Raw genomic sequence first — 15,520 nt, 5'->3', positions numbered from 1 at the left:
TCTCTTAGCAGATCCGGGGCAGTTGTTCGCCCGACAGCCAGTCGACAATCCGGCCGCCGCCAAACGAGGTCGTCATCTGGACAAAGCAGTTGTCGTCGGCCACGACGTGGCCGACCAGCGCCGCCTCGCTGCCAAGCGGATGCGCGCGCATCGTCGCGAGCACGGCGTTAGCGCCCTCCGGCGCCACGACTGCTACCAGTTTCCCTTCATTGGCGACATTGAGCGGATCGAGGCCGAGGAACTCGCAGGCTGCAGCCACTTCCGGTTTGAGCGGGATCTTGTCTTCGTCGATGCGGAAGCCGACCCGCGACTGGCTGGCGATCTCGTTCAGCGTCGCGGCGATGCCGCCACGCGTCGGATCGCGCATTAGCCGGATATGCGCCCCGCCAGCCGCGACCATGTCTGCTACCAGCCCGTGCAAGGCCGCGCTGTCGGATGCGATGTCGGTGTCGAATTCCAGGTTCTCTTGTTTCGACATCACGGCGACGCCATGGTCTCCGATCGAGCCGGAAATGATCACGGCATCACCGGGCCAGGCGGCGTCCGACCGGAGATCGAGCCCGTCCGGAACCATGCCGACGCCGGCGGTCGAGATGAAGACACCGTCGGCCTTGCCGCGCTCGACGACCTTGGTGTCGCCGGTGATGATCGGCACGCCGGCCTCGCGCGAGGCGGCGCCCATGCTCTGGGCGATGCGCTCGAGATCGGCGAACGGAAAACCCTCCTCGATGATGAAGCTTGCCGACAGATAGAGCGGTACCGCGCCCGCCATGGCGATGTCGTTGATCGTGCCGTGCACGGCGAGGGTGCCGATATTGCCGCCGGGGAAGAAAAGCGGCGAAACGACGTAGCCGTCCGTGGTCATCACCATCCGCCCGCCAGGCACCGAAAAGGCCGACTGGTCGTTGCCGGCCCTCAGCCAGTCATTGTCGAAAGCCTTGTGGAAAATGCCCTCGATCAACTGGCCCATGGCGCGCCCGCCGGCCCCGTGCGAAAGGTCGACACGGCCGTTCGCGACATCGAGCTTGCGCCTGTAGGCCTTGATCATCATGTTCATGCGACCGCCCTCCCGACATCCACCTGCCGCGCCTTCTCGCGGAAGCGGCCATAGGTCCAGTGCGCGGCGCAGGCGCCCTCCGACGACACCATGCAGGAGCCCATCGGCGTATCGGGCGTGCAGACCGTGCCGAACAGCTTGCAATCGGCCGGCCTCTTGACGCCGCGCAGGATCGCGCCGCATGCGCAGGCCGGGTTGTCCTTCGCGGCGGGCGTCACCATCGAAAAGCGCTTCTCGGCGTCGTAGGCCACATATTGCGGCCGAAGCCGCAGCGCGCCATAGGGCACTTCGCCGAGACCACGCCATTCGAAGCTCTCGCGCAGCTCGAAGAAATTCGCCACCTCGGCCTGGGCCTTTTCGTTGCCGAGCGCGGTCACCGCGCGGATATACTGGTTCTCGACCTCGTGCCTGCCGTCATTGACCTGGCGCACCAGCATCAGGATCGCCTGGATGACGTCGAGCGGCTCGAAGCCCGCCACCACCACCGGCTTCTGGAATTCCCCGGCGAAGAATTCGTAAGGTTCGGTGCCGATGACGGTCGAGACGTGCGCAGGACCGACGAAACCGTCGATCTTGATCGTGCCGAGCTTGCGAACGTCAGGGCTTTCCAGGATGTTCTGGATCGCCGCCGGCGTCAGCACGTGATTGCAGAAGATCGAGAAATTGCCGAGCCCCTTGGCTATCGCCGCCTTGAGCGCGAGCGCGGTCGGTGGCGTCGTGGTCTCGAAGCCGATGGCAAAGAACACCACTTCGCGTTCGAGCTCGGCCTCGGCGATCCTGAGCGCATCGAGCGTCGAATAAACCATGCGGATATCGGCGCCGGCCGCCTTGGCCTTCAAGAGGCTCGATCCGTTCGAGCCCGGCACGCGCATCAGGTCGCCATAGGTGCAGAGCGTGATCTCCGGCCGCATGGCGAGCGCGATCGCCGCATCGATACGGCCGATCGGCAGCACGCAGACGGGACAGCCCGGTCCGTGGATCATCCGCACATTGGCCGGCAGCAGGTCCTCGAGACCATAGCGGGAAATAGCATGCGTATGGCCGCCGCAGAACTCCATGAAGTGATAGGAACGCCCCGGATCGGCGAGAGCGGCGATCTGCCGGGCGATATCCTTGGCGAGCCTGCCGTCGCGATATTCGTCTATATATTTCATGCCGCATCTCCCATGGCAGCAGCTTCGCGCATGAGGGCGAGCGTCCTTTCCGCCTCCTCCGGATCGATCTTCGCGAGCGCATAGCCGACATGAAGGACGAGATAGTCGCCCGGCCGGACATCGTCGATCAGCGCGGTCGAAACGATCTTCGATACGCCGTCGAGGGTGACCTTCGCCATGTTGTCGTGCAGTACTTCCTTGACCTGGACCGGTATCGCTAGGCACATGTCCGGCTCTCCTCCGCTGATGCATTCTCGTTCATGATGACCTGCCGCGTATGGGCGGCCTGGCCGAGCGCGATGCCGCCGTCATTGGCCGGCGCGAGACGTGGCAAATAAGCTCTGAGACCGCGGTCCCGAAGCGCTTGCGCAAGTCCGGCCGCAAGGACCCGATTCATCAAGCATCCGCCGCCGAGCGCGACCTCCGGGATGCCGAGGGGTGCCGCTTCCCTCGCGGCCCATTCCGCAAGTCCCGCGATCAGCGTACCGTGAAAGAGATCGGCCGCGTCAGCGCCGCTCAGTCCTTCCCGCGCAAGATGCAGGATGAGCGGCCGGAAATCGAGCACCCCGTCCCGAATTGCATAGCCGTCGGAGAGACAGCGCGGCGCCCGGACTAGGGCCTCGAGCTCCATCGCCGCCTGCCCTTCGTAGCTCTGGACGAGACGAATGGCTGCTATCGCCGCGGCGGCATCGAAGAGCCTGCCGAGGCTGGTTGTCCGGGACGGCTGCATACCGCGTTCGAACATCGCCGTGAGCTGCGCAACACCCGGATGATCTGGCCAGAGCTGCGACGCGAAATCAAGGCATCCGGCCTCCTGCAGGGCTGCCACCCCCATGCGCCAAGGCTCACGCGCCGCGCGGTCGCCACCGGGCAGCGGCAGCGATGTAAGCGAGCCCGCTCGGCGCCAATGACCCCCATCGGCGATGAGCATTTCGCCCCCCCAACTCGTGCCATCGGCGCCGAAACCGTGGCCATCGAGCGCAAGCCCGAGAACCGGGCCGGAAAGCCGATGCTCCGCCACCACGGCCGCGACATGGGCGACATGATGCTGGACTGCCACGACCGGCAGGCCCAGGCTCTCTGCCATCCGCACCGAACGGAAATCCGGATGCAGGTCCGAGGCCGCGAATTCCGGCTTCACGTCCAGGATCGAACAGAGATGGGTGATCGCCTCGCGCTGGAAACGGATCACCTCGGCATTGTTGAGGCCGCCTATATGCTGCGAGAGAAAGGCCTCGCGCCCACGTGTGACGCAGATAGTGTTCTTGAGGTCGGCGCCGGTGGCGATCACTGCAGGTCCATCCTCGCCGAGATCGACGGGCTCGGGCACGAAGCCGCGGGCGCGACGGATGAACGCGGGGGCGCCATCGATGACCTGCATGACGGAGTCGTCGGCGCGGACGGTGATGTCGCGATCATGGGTGACGATCAGATCCGCAATCGCGGCAAGGCGGCGCTCGGCGTCGGCGTTGTCGGCCACAAGGGGCTCACCACCGGGATTGGCGCTGGTCGCGACCAGCGCTGCAGGTCGGTGCGGCGAATGGCAGGCGAGTTCGTCGAGCAGCATATGATGCAGTGGAGCATAGGCGAGCATCAGCCCAATCCGCGCGAGGCCGGGCGCGATGAGGTTGGAGAGCGCACCGGCATGTGCCTCGACCAACACGATCGGGCTCGCGGGCGAGGCCAGCAAGGCTTCTTCGGCTTCGCTCAGTCGTGCGAACTGCCGCGCCGCCTCGATGGCGGCGACCATGACGGCAAACGGCTTTTGGTCACGAGCCTTGCGCAGCCGGAGGAGATCGATCGCTGCATCGTTGCGGGCGTCGCAGAGCAGGTGGAAACCGCCGATGCCCTTGAGCGCGACGATGGCGCCGCCTTCGAGCCGCGCCGCAATCTCCGCGATCGAATGGCTGAGACTCGGGCCGCAATCGGGGCAGGCGACCGGCTCGGCATGGAAGCGCCGGTTCTCCGGATCGATATAGTCCGAGGCACAGGCACGGCACATCGGAAACGATGCCATCGAGGTCTGCGTCCGGTCATAGGGCAGCGCGCGAGTGATGGTGAAGCGCGGGCCGCAATGGGTGCAGTTGACGAAGGGATAACCGAAGAAGCGGCTCGCGGGATCGGTCAGCTCACACCGGCATTCGGCGCAGGTCGCGGCATCCGCGCCGATCCGGGTCGCGCTCTTGCCGCCAAGGCTCTCGAGTATCTCGAACCGCTCGCCACCGGCTGGCGAGAGTTCGAGCACGTGGATCGAGTCGATGCGGGCGAGCGGCGGCGCCTGGGTCCGGATCGCGTCGGGAAAGCGGCCCGCATCCGGACCCTCGATCTCTATCAGCACGCCGGCACTGTCGTTCAGCACGAAGCCAGAAAGCCGCATAGTCCGCGCGAGCCTGTAGGCGAAGGGCCGGAACCCGACGCCCTGCACGGCGCCGCGCACCCGGAGCCTGAGCCGCCGGATCGGGTTTTCGATCGGTCGTGCGAGCGCCCTCGCCATGGTTCATCCCACCTTCGGTCACGCGGCCCGGTGGGCGGCGGATGCCTCGAGCCAGGCATAGAAGGCTTCCATGCCCTCTCCCGTGCGGGCGGAGACCGTCAGCGTCTGAAGGCGCGGATTGACGCGCAGAGCGTTGGCGATGCAGAGGCCGACATTGAAATCGAGATGCGGCAGCAGGTCGGCCTTGTTGAGGATCATCAGTTCGGCGGCGGCGAACATGTTGGGATATTTGAGCGGCTTGTCCTCGCCTTCGGTGACTGACAGCACCACAACCTTGTGGGCCTCGCCGAGATCGAAGGCGGCGGGACAGACGAGGTTGCCGACATTCTCTATGAAGAGCGCAGAGCCTGGTTCGAGCGCGAGATCTTCAGCCGCATGGCCCACCATGTGGGCGTCGAGGTGGCAGCCCTTGCCCGTGTTGATCTGGATGGCGCGGGCGCCGGTCTCGCGGATCCGGGCCGCGTCGTTCGAGGTCTGCTGGTCACCTTCGATAACCGAGATCGTGAGGCGGTCCTTTAGGCCATCTATCGTGCGGACCAGCAGGCTGGTCTTGCCCGAGCCGGGGCTGGAGACGAAGTTGAGCGCAAAGATGCCCTGGCGCTCAAAATATCGCCGGTTCTCTTCCGCATAGGCGTCGTTCTTGGAGAGGATGTCTCTCTCCACCTGGATGATCCGCTCCTGGCTCATGCCTGGCACATTGACGCCGGCGATCCCCTTGCCATAATGGACGCTGCAGTCCGCGGCATGGTGATGATCATGCCCGCCATCGCCATGGTGGTGGTCGTGGTCGTGATGATGGTCATGGCTGTGACGGTGCCCGCCCTCCTCGTGCTTGTGACCCTCGACGGAAGAAGTCCCGCAACCGCATACCGTGCACATCAGCTCACCTCCATATCCCTGATCTTCAATTCGTCGCCTGCCGTCATCTGGACCCGATGCCGTCCGCAGTCCGGGCAGGCGCCGAACCGCTCCTCCAAGGCGAGCGTCTTGCCGCAGTCGATGCACCAGCCCTCGCCGGCAATGCGGTTGATCTCGAGCGTCGCCTCGTCCGCAATCGTGCCGTGTCGCACGGCCTCATAACAGAACATCAGCGCGGCCGGCTCGACGTGGCTGAGCACGCCGACGTCGAGCCGGACCGACTTGACGCGTGTCGCGCCGTTCTGCCGCGCCGTGTCGCAGACGATCTCGATCACACTCTCCATCAGCGACATTTCATGCATGTGCGGCCTCGCGAACATTAACCTCAAAGGCCACGCAGGGATCGAACAGGACCGCGAGCCGCGACACCGATCTCACGGCGGCCTCATCGGTCCCGACGGGTGACGACAGCAGTGTCTCGACGAAGGGGCCGGCGGGATGAAAATTCCATTCGGTCGGGGCGAGGATGCGATAGGACGAAAGCCTGCCGTCGCCGCCGATCTCGGCCTGATGATAGAGCCGGCCGCGCGCGCATTCCACAGCACCGTAGCCCCCGGCGCCGGGCGTGGTCCCGCCGCAGGCGAGTGATGCTCCGTCGTGCTTGCCGGTTGCTGCGAGAGCCGTCAGTTGTTTGAGGCAGAGGCGCACGTCGTTGATGCGGGCTAGCAGTCGTTGGACCAGATGGGAAGCCTCCACGTCATCGGCGGCGAGCCGGGCATAAGCGCCCGTCTCCGCGACGCGGCCTTGGAGATGCGGCAGGCTTGCATAGCCAGGGTCAGCGCAAAGCCGGGCGATGACTTCCGGATCGTCATTAATGGTAAGTGGATCGGGCCGCCGGCCATTGAAGACCCGATCGTCGCCTATATCCTGCAACATCGCGGCGCAGGCTGATTCCGGCAAAGGTGTGTCGCCCTGGCTCGGGATGCCGAGCTTGCTTGCCGCCGCAGACAGCCGCGCAGCGGCGGCCGCCAAATGCGCCCTGTCGATTTGCTCGGCCTTGGCCGCGGCGATGATTGCTTGCGAAGCTGCCAGCGCTTCGCGGAGATGTCTACCGGCGGTTGCGCCGAGCGACGCCGGCAGGGGGCATGGCCAATGGAGGATGAGCGCCCGCAAGGTTTCGAAAATCCGCTCGGCGAGCAATCCGGCGCCGGAGCAGATCCGTTCGTCCACCTTCATCGCCATATCCGCTGCATTCAGGACGGCGAGCCGCGCCGCTACGGATTGCGCAAAACCGCAGAGCGAAAAGACTTGACCGGCAAGAGGGGACGCCTCTTCGGGCCTGCGGCCGACGAACATGCGCGTCAGCCCCTGTGGGCGGTTCGCCTTCACCGCGACGGAACAGGCAAGCGCGCGCGACACGGTTACGTCGATCCTTATCGTGCCTGCCCCGAGAAGGAATGTCATTCCGACGCCTCCTCGCGCCTGCGGAAATGCCCGCCCAACAGGTCACGCCGGTTGACCGCCGCGGGCGGGGCGGGCGGCGGTTCGAGCGTGGCAGGATCAAAGAAGGCCCGGGCCGCTTCGTCCGCTGTTTCGAGGGCAGCCTCCATCGTCGCGAACTCGAAGACCGGCGAAAACAGCGAGCAGGAATCGACACGGTCAATCGCATCGAGTTCACCGGCAATGAACCCGACCTCACCCGCCGGCAGGCCGACACGGAGGGTCGTACCGGTGGCAGCTGGGGCGGAGGAAGGGCCCTGCGGCAGATCCGCTGCCACGAGATTCATGAACCATGGTGTAGTCACGATGCCGAACGCACGACCGCCGTAAGTCCGAAAACCGGTCGAGGCAATGCCAAGCGCGGGATTGCAGATCGGCACATCGGCCATGGCGGTCGCGTAAATGTGCCGGTAGCAGGCCTCGAGCCGCCGGCCGAGCGCCTGCGCGGGATCGATCTCGGCCCTCTCTGCGACGTCAGCGTCCATCACCTAGCCTCATGAACTTCGATTGCAGCGCATCGCAATTTGGGCAGCGCCAGTCTTCCGGCAGGTCTGCAAACGACGTCCCCGGAGCAATCTGCCAGACCGGGTCACCCTCAGCGGGATCATAGACATGCCAGCAGATACCGCATTCCATCTGGTCGTCGTCCGACACGGTCTCGCGCTTGCCGAAATTCTCGAAGGCGCTCATTTGAAATAGGCATCCTCGATCTCACGCAGCCTCGCCTCGGAGTCGCGGAAATCATCCTCGGCGGCGATCGCGACCGAGGGAATGTCGCAGATCTCCAACGTATCGAGGATGATCGTGTCCATGGCGTTGTAGAACTGAACCGACCAGACATTGCGCGCGCCGGTCACCACGATGCGGCAGGTGCCATAGCCGCGCGAGGTGAGCTGCACCGGCCCGGCACCCAGCGTTTCCTGCAGGAAGGCCATGTCTTCCGGGCTCATCGGGAAGAGCGAAAAGGTGATGATATGGCCCGGATCACCGTCGCTGTAACGGGCGATGCGATCACCGATCTCGGTCAGCACGGGCATGACGTTCATGGCGCCGGTCGGCGCCGGCCCGTGGCTGATCGACTCCGGCAGCGCCGAGCACGCCTGTTTGACAGCGGCGGGAATGCTCGCGACCTCGACATAGTCGGCAATGAGCCGGCCCTCACCATCGGTGAAACGGACGCGCCAGACGCCAGCCATCACCGCCTCCTGCATCTGGGCCGTGATGCCGTTCGCCAATGCCGCGACGCCGGCGACCTCGCCCTCGCCGAGAGTCTGGGCGATCAGTTCCTTGTCGTCGTCGGGGAAATCGGTGATGTCGAATAGCCGGCCCGGCCGGTCGGCCTTCTGAACGGCGAGCGCGTCAGCGAGTTCCGGCAGGAGCATCGCCGTCCGCCGACATCGGCGGATCATTTCCTCGGCGCTGCTGGTGGCGAGGAAATTGAGCTTGCGGGCACGCAGCGGCGGCTCGGCGCCGATCGGCATCACCGTCATCGCCGCATCCTCGCCCACGGGGGCGACCCAGAATCCGACCTTCATCGCACGATCTCCTTGCCGGCATGGGTGATCTCGACCTTCGGTCCGCCCGAGGGCACCATGACCGGCGCGTCGGGCGCAAGCCAGGCGCTGATCTTCTCGACATATTCGGACCAGTCGCGGATCTTGCCCAGCACGCCGACCGGTTGGTCTCGACGAGTCACGGCGAGGCTCGGCATCACAACGACGTTAAAGCGGGTCTTTAGCTTATCTGCGGCCGTGCGGAGGACCACGGCGCCGCGCAGGCGGCCTTGGAAGGCCTGGAGGATATGCGGGAGGACGACGGCGACGTCATCGGCTTCCGGCCGCTGCGACGGATCGCCGGTGAAGAACAGCACGGCATTGTCGGGTTCACCCGCCGCCGGAGCGAGGAAGGCATCGATGTTCGTCTCGTCGATGAGGGGCAGGTGCGCCCGCTCGCTCAGGGCGCGGACCAGAACAGATGGCATAGTCTCCTCCACAAATCACGATGCAAAACATTCAAAGGAAATGATAAGCAAGCGGCGTGCCAGACTTGGGAAAGTGAGCACCAAGATTCACGCAGCCGGCGATGCGCTCGGGCTACCGGTTCGCCTGATCGCCAGCCCCGGACAGCGCAACGATATCGCCTTTGCCCATGATCTCGTCGATGGCTTCGAGGCTGGTGCCACGATCGCCGACAAGGGCTATGACGCCGACCACCTGCACGAAAAAAGATCGCTGAAACGGGAGCCGAAATCGTCATCCCACCGAAGCGCAACCGCAAGGTCCAGCGTCCCTACGACGCTCACCTCTACAAAGAGCGCCACATCATCGAGCGCTTCATTTGCAAGCTCAAGCAGTTCCGCCGTGTCGCAACCCGCTACGACAAGCTGCTGGCAAACTTCATGGGCTTCGTTAAACTCGCAGCTATCGCTATCTGGCTCAGATAGTTAAATCGTCACTACGGCCTAGATGGAAAGTCCTTTCACTTTGGAAATTTTCTTCTCACTCGCTACGCAGATGCGGCGGCAGTTCCGGCTCGCGCGAGGTGAGATCGGCAAAGAGGGCGTCGAAAGCCCTCCCCTCGACAGCTTCAGCAAGACCCGCGAGTGCGTTGTCGATGGCGCGGGCCTCGTCGGCGTCCAGCACCCGGATGGCGGAGCCGAGATGGGTGAGTAGGTAGGTTCCCGGCGGTTGTGGGCCGACCAGCATGAGGGAGATCGAGGATATCCGGCCATGTCGCTCGCAGTGCGCGACGAACTCATTGCCGGCGACGGCCCGCATGGGAATGCCGATGCACATGATGCTCCTCCTTCCGTCGTCCAGATCTCATGAAATCGGGAGCCGCGGTGCGCAGGGTGCCCACACGACCCCGACCGGCCTCAGCCCTGGGAGAAGTTCAACCGGCCAGCTGGACCGCACCGGCAAGGGCAATGGCCACGCCGGCGGTCCGCGCGGCAACTCGCTGGGCGTTGCCGAACCTCAACAAGGCCAGCCCGAAACCGGTGAGATGCAGGATGACCGTGGCAGCCATGAAGCCCGCCACATAGCCGCCCGCATGCGCCATCGCCGGAAGTTCGGTGCCATGGGCGTGGCCATGGAAGAGCGCGCATGTTCCAACCACCGTCGCCCGCGACCGACGTTGAACCCTTCACTTCGAAAGCAACCAGCAGACCGAGCAGCGCGACGGTCAGCGCGATCCCGGTTTCCACCATTGGAAAAGCGAGGCCGTAAATACCCAGGCCGCCGCCCACCGCCATGACCGTCACGAAGGCCAAGGGAAGGATCCATCGGGCTTTACGCCAGCGTCAAGGCCCAGAAGCCGACCGCGACCATCGCCAGGATATGATCGAGACCACTGAACGGATGGCTGAAGCCGGCAAGCACGCCGTCGGTGTGAAGGCCGACATGCGCGTGGGCGATGTCCGGTAGCGCCATCGCGACGAGCGTCGCCGCAACCCTACGGAAATTCATGATATCCTCCTCAATAGCGCAATGCGGCCGATTCGGCTCGGCGCTCGTAACGTTCAAAATCGATGTCGTTTTCAAGTAGTGGCGGAACCGCGGCCCCTTCCGGTCGCGCAGTGACGACGACGCCCCAGTCCCGCAGTATTCCCACTGCCGTTTCGATTGCGCGCGGTATGACTGCCTTGACAGGCGTCGTCAGCGGGCTGCCCCAGTCCTCGAGATCTAGCGGCTGGCACCCGATGAGAACCAGCCGATCGGGATAGTGCCCCATGAGATCAGCGGCGCTCAGCACCTCCTGGAAGCCGGTCTGATGCAGGCTCATCTTCTTGGCGCCAGTAAATTTCGGCACCTCGTCGTCTTCCGCGATCTTCATCGTGCCCGGCTCGAGGCCGTAGTCGATGGCGTCGAACACGATCAAACGATCGTGTTCATTGACGAACTGCACGAGATAGAGCCCCTGCGTGCCGCCATCGAGGACGGTGACGTTGTCAGGCATCCGATACGCCTTGTGGAAGGTTTCCACCGCGCGCACGCCGAAGCCTTCATCGGCCCAGAGGATATTGCCTATGCCAAGCACGAGAATCCGCGGGGAAGGCGAAGAGGCCAAGGGATTTGGGGCGACCATCTAGTCCTCCCTGTCCTTGACGAGCCGTTCGCCGGAAATCATCGACGAGATGATGCTCTGTCGGCTCATAATGTCCTCGCGGATCGCCACATAAATGTGAACCATGACGAAGACGAGGATTACCCACATGCCGAGATGGTGGAATGTGTGGATGTCCTGGCTGTTGGGCCAGATCGAGAACACCCAGCCGAAGAGCGCATATTCCCAGCCGTCGCGGCCGGCACCCTCGCTATAGAGCGCAAAGCCGGTGATTACCATGAAGAAGAGCGGCACGGTGAACATCAGGAACATGGTGAACTGGGAAAGCGGGTTGTGGCCGACATACTTCGGCTGCCGGGCCAAGAACGTGTACCACCGCAACTCATGCAGCCATTCCTTCCAGAAGCGGCCGCTCCAGAAGGGCACATAGAAGATCTGGCGGGCATGAATATTGCCGACAAAGGCCCAGTAGACCCTGAGGATAAGGAACACGGCAAGGACCTGCCCCGCCGCGAAGTGGATGAAGCGGATATACCCCATCAGGAAATTGGCGATGGCCTCGCCCGGCACGGAAGGCAGCGGCGAGCCGATGAAATAGCCGGTTAGCGCGAGCGTCAGGATCGAGACGGCGTTGACCCAGTGCCAGATGCGCACCGGGGCTTCGTAAACATAGATGCTCTGGCGCTCGACGGCCTTTTCACCGTGGGCGTCGGCGGCTGCGAGAGTTTCATGGATAGTCATGACTTATCCTCCTCACCGGACCTGGACCTTGGCCATTTCCTGACCGTCCGGGCTCATGACATGCGTCGAGCATGCTAGGCACGGATCGAAGGAATGGATGGTCCTTAGGATTTCGAGAGGTTGGGTGGGGTCTGACATCGGCGTATCCATCAACGAAGCCTCGAAGGCGCCGATATTTCCTGCCGGATCGCGAGGGCTGCCGTTCCATGTGGTGGGCACGACGCACTGGTAGTTGTCGATCTTGCCGTCCTTGATTTTGATCCAGTGCGCGAGCGCGCCGCGCGGGGCCTCGGTAAAGCCGACGCCCTTGACCTCCTTGGGCCAGGTTTCCGGCTTCCACTTGTCGACATGGGCCGTCGAGAAGTCGCCGGCCCTAATATTGGCAATCAGCTTGTTCCGGAAATAGCGCATCTGGTGGCCGGCCCAGCTCGATTCGAGCGCACGGGCTGCCGTGCGGCCGAGTGTCGAGAAGAGGGCTGAAACCGGAAGGCCGAGGTCCTTGAGCACCTTTTCGACCGGGTCCTTGAACTCCGCCTTGTTCTGGGCGTAGCCGACGACCCAGCGGGCGAGCGGCCCGACCTCCATGGCATGGCCGCGCCAGCGCGGCGCCTTGATCCAGGAATATTTAGCGGCCTCGTCGAGCTGCTCGATATTGGTCTTCGTCCCCTTGGCGTTGGGGCCGAGTTCGTAGTGTGGCTCGGTAACCCCGTCCCAGGGATGCAGGCCCTTTGTCTCGTCGGGATATTCGTACCAAGAATGGGTAACGAATTCCTGGATCTGCTCGGGATCCTCATGGTCGACCGGCAGCACTTCGGCGAGATTGCCATTGATGATCGCGCCGCGCGGCAGCTTCAGGCTTGCCTCGGAGTAGTCGTTGACGTGCTCGGGTACGTCGCCATAGGCTAGCACGTTCTTGCCCGACAGACCGCCTCCATAGAGCCAGTCCTTGTAGAAGGAGCCGATCGCCATGATGTCGGGAACGTATACCTTGTCATTGAACTCGATAATCTGGTCGATGATCGAGGTGACCATGTTAAGCCGCTCCATGTTGATCGCGCCGACCGCACCAGTACCGTCGATATTGATCGGACAGGGTACCCCGCCAACCAGCCAGTTTGGATGCGGGTTCTTGCCACCGAAGATCGTGTGGATCTTGACGATCTCCTTCTGGAAGTCGAGCGCCTCCAGATAATGCGCCACCGCCATGAGATTGGCCTCCGGCGGCAGCTTGTAGGATGCATTGCCCCAATAGCCGTTCTTGAAGGGTCCGAGCTGGCCTGACTCGACGAATTTCCTGAGCCGGGTCTGGATGTCTTTGAAATAGCCTGGAGAGGAAAGCGGCCAGTCGGACACGGACTGCGCGAGCGCCGAGGTCGCCTTCGGATCGGCCGAGATCGCAGAGATCACGTCCACCCAGTCGAGCGCATGAAGATGGTAGAAGTGCACGATATGGTCATGAACCTGCAGCGCCAGCTGCATCAGGTTGCGGATCGAATTGGCATTGTCCGGGATGGTGATGCCGAGCGCATTCTCGACCGCGCGTACAGAGGTCAGCGCATGCGTGCCGGTGCAGACGCCGCAGATGCGCTCCGTGAAGGCCCATGCGTCGCGGGGGTCGCGGTTCTTTAGGATGACTTCGATGCCGCGCCACATGGTGCCGGTCGAGACCGCATTCCGGATGATGTTGTTCTCGTCGACATTGACCTCCACCCGCATATGTCCCTCGATGCGGGTGACGGGATCGACGACGATGCGCTTGCCCGAATTGTCCAGTGTGAAGCCGTTGGGTGTTTGAATTGTCACGATGCTGTTCCTCCCCGAGAGTGATTATGATGCGTCGGCTTTTTCGCGCTTGGTGGTCACGCGCTCGAAGGCGGTCACCGCGGCATGGGCGGCGATTGCGCCACCCACGATGCCGGCGGCGGTCATGCCGACCTTGTCGGCGTTGGCCTCGACGCCGAACTGGTGGAGGTTCGTCAGCCGGTCATAGAAGCTGCCGTTGTCCCAGAAGCCGTCTTCCGAGCAGCCGATGCAGCCGTGGCCTGACTGGATCGGGAAGGAAACGCCACCGTTCCAGCGCACGGTAGAGCAGGCATTGTAGGTGGTCGGGCCCTTGCAGCCCATCTTGTAGAGACAGGAGCCCTTGCGTGCGCCCTCATCGTCCCATTCCTCAACAAACTGGCCGGCATCGAAATGCGGTCGGCGGTAGCACTTGTCGTGGATGCGCTGCGAATAGAACATCTTGGGCCGGCCCTGCCGGTCGAGTTCCGGCAGCCTGCCGAAGGTCGTGATGAAGGTGACGACCCCGGTCATCACCTCCGCGATCGGGGGACAGCCTGGTACCTTAATGATCGGCTTGTCGAGGATGACCTTGTCGATCGGTGTCGCCTGGGTCGGGTTCGGCTTGGCCGCCTGGACGCAGCCCCAAGAGGCGCAGGCGCCCCAGGCGATAATCGCCATGGCATCCTCGGCCATCCACTTCAGCTTCTCAACGAAGGGTTTTCCGCCGTCGATGCAGAACATGCCGTCCTCGTTGAGCGGCGGATTGCCCTCGACGGCGAGGATGTACTTGCCCTTGTACTTCTCCTTCGTCTCTTTGAGTATCGCCTCCGCTTGATGGCCGGCGGCCGCCATGATCGTATCGTCGTAGTCGAGCGAGATCATCGACAGCACGACGTCTTTGACGAGCGGATGGGCCGAGCGGATGAAGCTCTCCGAACAGCAGGTGCATTCGAGCCCATGCATCCAGATGACGGGAACGCGTTCCTTGGTCTCGAGTGCTTCAGCCATCGCTGTGGCGGCACCCGGGCCGAAACCGAGGCTCGCGGCCGTCAGGCTGCAGAACTTGGTGAAATTGCGCCGGGTGATCCCTTGGCGACGAATGACGTCATATAAGGTTTCGGCAGCTGCCATGTTGCTACTCCAGCAATTTCATCCCCCATCGCATCGCCCGGATGGACGCCGGGCTCTGTCAGAAATGCTTGCGGCAAGAAGCGGACCAATTTACATCTTTTCGACCATTTTTTTGCTACAGATTTGAAATGTATGGCGTATTTTTTAAAACGGCCGCTCGGTGGGCGGTCGGCATGGCGAAAGGGGGGGCCGGAAAGTCGGCTTTCACCGCCGAAAACTGTCTTACCGCCGCCGCGCGGCGCAAACTGCATCTCAATGCGCGGTGTAGTCCATACAGGGATCGAAGGAGCGGATCATATGCTGCAGCACCGCAGACTTCGCGCCCAGTCCACCGGTATCCAGCCCCGGCAAGCGCCGCTTCGAGCGGCCTCTTCCTGGAAGGCCGCCTATAAAAGCGGGCAGCTCAACTTCTTCGGCGAGATCGCCGATCTGACGGAGCCCGCCGCCTTCAGTCGCCGGCTTGCCGAGGTCCGCCGCCGCGAGTGCTGCGGTTGCCGCCGGTTCGCCAACGGGGTTCTGGCGCATGTCTGGACCCCGGCGGTCCAACAGGCTCTGCGGGACCACTACTTCGACGAGCTCGGTCTTCCTCGCCTCTATGTCTCCGCCCAAGCTTAATTCGGTCGAACCGTCGTGGTCGTGACCCGTATGCCCGGTGGTGGGGAGGGGCACCGCCGCGAGGCGGCTCCTATCCGATCAATGTCGGATTTCCGACGATGTCGGATTTCCAACAGGATGGCA

At 63.5% G+C, this 15,520-nt stretch carries 18 protein-coding genes and 2 pseudogenes; 2 read left to right on the top strand and 18 right to left on the bottom strand.

Going from position 1 to position 15,520, the window contains the following annotated elements; translation table 11 throughout:
- Window positions 1–4 precede the first annotated feature (4 nt).
- The 11 genes from hypE to ACG873_RS31105 are packed head-to-tail and all read right to left on the bottom strand — an operon-like array spanning window position 5 to window position 9,044.
- Window positions 5–1,057: a hydrogenase expression/formation protein HypE gene (hypE, locus tag ACG873_RS31155; RefSeq protein ID WP_394889785.1), complete on the bottom strand. Its 1,053-nt coding sequence runs from the start codon at window positions 1,055–1,057 to the stop codon at window positions 5–7.
- Window positions 1,054–2,211 (bottom strand): hydrogenase formation protein HypD, encoded by a 1,158-nt coding sequence (hypD, locus tag ACG873_RS31150; RefSeq protein ID WP_394889783.1) that lies wholly within the window; start codon window positions 2,209–2,211, stop codon window positions 1,054–1,056. The genes hypE and hypD overlap by 4 nt, the downstream gene beginning before the upstream one ends.
- Window positions 2,208–2,438 carry a HypC/HybG/HupF family hydrogenase formation chaperone gene (locus tag ACG873_RS31145; protein ID WP_394889782.1) on the bottom strand — a complete coding sequence of 77 codons (231 nt, stop codon included), beginning with the start codon at window positions 2,436–2,438 and terminating at the stop codon, window positions 2,208–2,210. The genes hypD and ACG873_RS31145 overlap by 4 nt, the downstream gene beginning before the upstream one ends.
- Window positions 2,429–4,705, bottom strand: coding sequence for a carbamoyltransferase HypF (gene hypF / locus ACG873_RS31140; protein WP_394889781.1), 2,277 nt, complete (start codon window positions 4,703–4,705; stop codon window positions 2,429–2,431). The genes ACG873_RS31145 and hypF overlap by 10 nt, the downstream gene beginning before the upstream one ends.
- An 18-nt stretch (window positions 4,706–4,723) precedes the next feature.
- Window positions 4,724–5,584, bottom strand: coding sequence for a hydrogenase nickel incorporation protein HypB (hypB, locus tag ACG873_RS31135; protein WP_394889780.1), 861 nt, complete (start codon window positions 5,582–5,584; stop codon window positions 4,724–4,726).
- Complete coding sequence (gene hypA / locus ACG873_RS31130; protein WP_394889778.1) at window positions 5,584–5,925, bottom strand: hydrogenase maturation nickel metallochaperone HypA; 342 nt, start codon at window positions 5,923–5,925, stop codon at window positions 5,584–5,586. Before hypA ends, hypB begins: the two co-directional genes overlap by 1 nt.
- Window positions 5,918–7,027, bottom strand: coding sequence for a nickel-dependent hydrogenase large subunit (locus tag ACG873_RS31125; RefSeq protein ID WP_394889776.1), 1,110 nt, complete (start codon window positions 7,025–7,027; stop codon window positions 5,918–5,920). Before ACG873_RS31125 ends, hypA begins: the two co-directional genes overlap by 8 nt.
- Window positions 7,024–7,548 (bottom strand): [NiFe]-hydrogenase assembly chaperone HybE, encoded by a 525-nt coding sequence (gene hybE / locus ACG873_RS31120; RefSeq protein WP_394889775.1) that lies wholly within the window; start codon window positions 7,546–7,548, stop codon window positions 7,024–7,026. The genes ACG873_RS31125 and hybE overlap by 4 nt, the downstream gene beginning before the upstream one ends.
- Window positions 7,538–7,753 carry a rubredoxin gene (locus ACG873_RS31115; protein ID WP_095494259.1) on the bottom strand — a complete coding sequence of 72 codons (216 nt, stop codon included), beginning with the start codon at window positions 7,751–7,753 and terminating at the stop codon, window positions 7,538–7,540. Before ACG873_RS31115 ends, hybE begins: the two co-directional genes overlap by 11 nt.
- Window positions 7,750–8,598 carry a hydrogenase expression/formation protein gene (locus tag ACG873_RS31110; RefSeq protein WP_394889774.1) on the bottom strand — a complete coding sequence of 283 codons (849 nt, stop codon included), beginning with the start codon at window positions 8,596–8,598 and terminating at the stop codon, window positions 7,750–7,752. Before ACG873_RS31110 ends, ACG873_RS31115 begins: the two co-directional genes overlap by 4 nt.
- Window positions 8,595–9,044, bottom strand: coding sequence for a hydrogenase accessory protein (locus tag ACG873_RS31105; RefSeq protein WP_394889773.1), 450 nt, complete (start codon window positions 9,042–9,044; stop codon window positions 8,595–8,597). The genes ACG873_RS31110 and ACG873_RS31105 overlap by 4 nt, the downstream gene beginning before the upstream one ends.
- 40 nt (window positions 9,045–9,084) lie before the next feature.
- On the opposite strand from ACG873_RS31105, the pseudogene ACG873_RS31100 reads away from it, so the two are divergent.
- Window positions 9,085–9,506: pseudogene (locus ACG873_RS31100) on the top strand (IS5 family transposase).
- 55 nt (window positions 9,507–9,561) lie between these two features.
- Here the strand turns inward: ACG873_RS31100 and ACG873_RS31095 are convergent.
- From ACG873_RS31095 to ACG873_RS31065, 7 genes and pseudogenes are all read right to left on the bottom strand, one after another.
- Entirely contained in the window at window positions 9,562–9,858 is a 297-nt protein-coding gene (locus tag ACG873_RS31095) for a HypC/HybG/HupF family hydrogenase formation chaperone (protein ID WP_095494256.1), read from the bottom strand.
- A 97-nt stretch (window positions 9,859–9,955) separates the two neighbouring features.
- Window positions 9,956–10,530 (bottom strand): annotated as a pseudogene (hupE, locus tag ACG873_RS31090) (nickel permease HupE).
- A gap of 10 nt (window positions 10,531–10,540) precedes the next feature.
- Complete coding sequence (locus tag ACG873_RS31085) at window positions 10,541–11,149, bottom strand: HyaD/HybD family hydrogenase maturation endopeptidase (protein ID WP_394889772.1); 609 nt, start codon at window positions 11,147–11,149, stop codon at window positions 10,541–10,543.
- A complete protein-coding gene (gene cybH / locus ACG873_RS31080; protein WP_394889771.1) occupies window positions 11,150–11,869 on the bottom strand; it encodes a Ni/Fe-hydrogenase, b-type cytochrome subunit in 720 nt (239 codons plus the stop codon).
- Window positions 11,870–11,881: 12 nt separating this feature from the next.
- On the bottom strand, window positions 11,882–13,672 hold the full coding sequence (locus tag ACG873_RS31075) for a nickel-dependent hydrogenase large subunit (RefSeq protein WP_394889769.1): 1,791 nt from the start codon (window positions 13,670–13,672) through the stop codon (window positions 11,882–11,884).
- Between the two features lie 24 nt (window positions 13,673–13,696).
- Window positions 13,697–14,782 (bottom strand): hydrogenase small subunit, encoded by a 1,086-nt coding sequence (locus ACG873_RS31070; RefSeq protein ID WP_394889768.1) that lies wholly within the window; start codon window positions 14,780–14,782, stop codon window positions 13,697–13,699.
- The gene (locus tag ACG873_RS31065) at window positions 14,701–15,033 is read right to left on the bottom strand and encodes a hypothetical protein (RefSeq protein ID WP_394893834.1); all 333 of its coding nucleotides are present in this window, start codon (window positions 15,031–15,033) and stop codon (window positions 14,701–14,703) included. The genes ACG873_RS31070 and ACG873_RS31065 overlap by 82 nt, the downstream gene beginning before the upstream one ends.
- Window positions 15,034–15,079: 46 nt before the next feature.
- On the opposite strand from ACG873_RS31065, the gene ACG873_RS31060 reads away from it, so the two are divergent.
- The gene (locus tag ACG873_RS31060) at window positions 15,080–15,397 is read left to right on the top strand and encodes a hypothetical protein (RefSeq protein ID WP_394889766.1); all 318 of its coding nucleotides are present in this window, start codon (window positions 15,080–15,082) and stop codon (window positions 15,395–15,397) included.
- Window positions 15,398–15,520 lie beyond the last annotated feature (123 nt).

Origin of the sequence: Allomesorhizobium aridi, assembly GCF_043769475.1 — a bacterium.
In the GTDB taxonomy this organism is placed as follows: Bacteria; Pseudomonadota; Alphaproteobacteria; order Rhizobiales; family Rhizobiaceae; genus Allomesorhizobium.
This window is presented reverse-complemented; position numbering and strand designations above follow the sequence as displayed.